A 2,247-nucleotide genomic window follows, 5' to 3' on the forward strand; every position below is an offset into this window, starting at 1 on the left:
CTGCTGCCCGCGCCGAGGTGCTTTGCGATCTGCACGGCGAGCTGTCCGGCGTTGCCGGTGGCGCCGAGGATGAGGACGTTGGCGCCCGGCCGGAAGTCGATCCGGCGGCGAAGCGCCACCCAGGACGACATGCCGGGGTTCATCGCGGCGGCCACCGTGACGGGGTCAGTGCCTGGCGCCAGCGGGGCGGCTCGGCGCCGGTCGACGACGGCCCGCTCGGCCATGGTGCCGACGGTGTCGTCCAGGGCGACGAAGTAGAGCAGCTGCCCGTCGGTAGTGCGGCCGACGGCGTCGATGCCGGGCACCATCGGCAGAACACCGTCGGAGGAGTAGTGAGTCCCGCTCGCGCCGGACCGCACGCGCGGGTGCAGGCCCGCTGCCAGCACGTCCACCAGGATCTCGTGCTCGCCGCGCGGTGCCGGTGTCTCGAAGGTGTCGTAGCGCGGTGGGGCGTCGAAGGAGTGGACGACGGCTGCGTACACGGGGGCCTCCCGAATTCCGGAACGGAACATGTAGTTTGTTGCACGTACTATTTGGAAGGTAGTTTGTTTCACGTACTACGTCAATCGCAGCGAACGGAGCGTGCCCGATGTCGACACCCGACGATCCCGCCCTCGATGAGCCGCACAACACGGTGGACGCTCTCGTCCAGCTGTCGTTCCTGATCCAGGGAGAACTCGCCCGCGTCGCGGCCGACCATGACCTCTCACTCATCCAGGTCCGCTTGCTCGGCATCCTGCGCGACCGCCGCCCCGGCATGCTCGAACTCGCCCGCCATCTGGACCTGGACAAGTCCTCCATGACCGGCCTGGTCACCCGCGCCGAGAAGCGCGGCCTGGTCAAGCGCGAACGCTCCCCGCACGACGGCCGCGGCATCCTGGTAGCCCTGGCCCCCGCGGGCCGCGCCTTGGTGGACCACTGCGCGGGAGAGGCGGAGCGGCGGGTCGCGGTACTCGCTGAGTCCCTCACGGCAAGGGAGGGTGACCAGCTGCGGGACCTTGCAGTCAAAATGCTGGCGGCCCGTCGGGAACGGGGCCGCGATGTTCCTCCCGGCTAGGATCAGGCCGTGCAGGAGGACGCGAGCCACGGTACCGCGGCTGGTCTTCAACAGGATCTGGGCGCGGGGGCCGGAAAAGGGGGCTCGCGGTCCGGGCCTGCCGGACGGACGCGGCCTGGCCCGAAGAGCCGGAAGACCACGGGCTCGGCCGCTCGCGCGGCGGCCTGAGCACCAAGCTCCACTTGGCCGCCGAAGCCGCCGGGCGCATCCTGGCGGTCGTGGTTACCGGCGGACAGCACGGCGGCACCGCGCAGTTCATCGAGCTCATGTACCGCGTCCGGTACCTCGGTCGAGAGGCGGACGCCCGCGGACCTGCCCCGATCATGTGGTCGCCAACCGCGCCTACTCCTCCTGCGCCGCCCGCAGATCCGCGAGCAGCCCCGCCTGTCCCGCCAGTACGCCGGACAGGATGGTGCGCGCCACCCGCAGCAGCTCGGCCACATGCGGGCTGGTCAGGGAGTAGTGGACGGTCGAGCCCTCCTTGCGGGTCCTGACCAGGTTGGCGCGGCGCAGCACCGCCAACTGCTGCGAGAGGTGGGCCGGTTCGATGCCCACCTCGGGCAGCATCTCGGCGACCGCGTGCTCACGCTCGCTGAGCAGCTCCAGGACGCGGATGCGCGCGGGATGGCCGAGCGTCTTGAAGAACTCGGCCTTCAGCTGATACAGCGGCGTACTCACGGTTCAGGCCTTCTTGACCACGCTGGACTTCAGCTGCATCGCGCCGAAACCATCGATCTTGCAGTCGATGTCATGGCCGTCCACACCGTCCACGAGCCGGATGCTGCGCACCTTCGTGCCCGCCTTGATGCCGGACGGGCTGCCCTTGACCTTCAACGCCTTGACCACGGTCACGGTGTCGCCGTCGGCGAGCACATTGCCGACCGAGTCCCGGATCACCCGGCCCTCCTCGGCGGCCGCGTCCGCGGACACCGACCACTCGTGGCCGCACTCGGGGCAGACGAGCAGCGCGCCCATCTCGTAGGTGAACGTGCCCGAGCAGGCGGGGCAGGCGGGGAGGTTGTCGCTCATGGAACTCTTTCGGGATGGGTTCGACAGGGGTCGGGCAGTAGGTCGAAAAGAGGAATCGTACGCAGGTCAGGCGGTGGGCCAGCCGTCCGTCCGCCACTCCTGGCGGTCGTCGTCCGGCGTCCGCGGGCCCCGGCCGTGCGCGGCGAGGGCCGCGGCCAGAT

The 2,247-nt window shown here is 70.0% G+C and carries 3 protein-coding genes and 1 pseudogene; 1 reads left to right on the top strand and 3 read right to left on the bottom strand.

Annotated features, from left to right (window positions below; translation table 11 throughout):
* Window positions 1-482: pseudogene (locus CCN72_RS32560) on the bottom strand (quinone oxidoreductase family protein); the annotation flags it as partial.
* 107 nt (window positions 483-589) lie between these two features.
* Between CCN72_RS32560 and CCN72_RS32565 the strand changes: the two are divergent.
* Window positions 590-1,057 (top strand): MarR family winged helix-turn-helix transcriptional regulator, encoded by a 468-nt coding sequence (locus tag CCN72_RS32565; RefSeq protein WP_085567927.1) that lies wholly within the window; start codon window positions 590-592, stop codon window positions 1,055-1,057.
* Window positions 1,058-1,399: 342 nt separating this feature from the next.
* On the opposite strand, the gene CCN72_RS32570 is transcribed toward CCN72_RS32565, so the two are convergent.
* Entirely contained in the window at window positions 1,400-1,735 is a 336-nt protein-coding gene (locus CCN72_RS32570) for an ArsR/SmtB family transcription factor (RefSeq protein ID WP_086811789.1), read from the bottom strand.
* A gap of 3 nt (window positions 1,736-1,738) precedes the next feature.
* Complete coding sequence (locus CCN72_RS32575) at window positions 1,739-2,086, bottom strand: zinc ribbon domain-containing protein YjdM (protein ID WP_086811790.1); 348 nt, start codon at window positions 2,084-2,086, stop codon at window positions 1,739-1,741.
* Window positions 2,087-2,247: the final 161 nt, after the last annotated feature.

The organism is Streptomyces murinus (assembly GCF_002154555.1).
GTDB classification, from domain to species: Bacteria; Actinomycetota; Actinomycetes; order Streptomycetales; family Streptomycetaceae; genus Streptomyces; species Streptomyces murinus.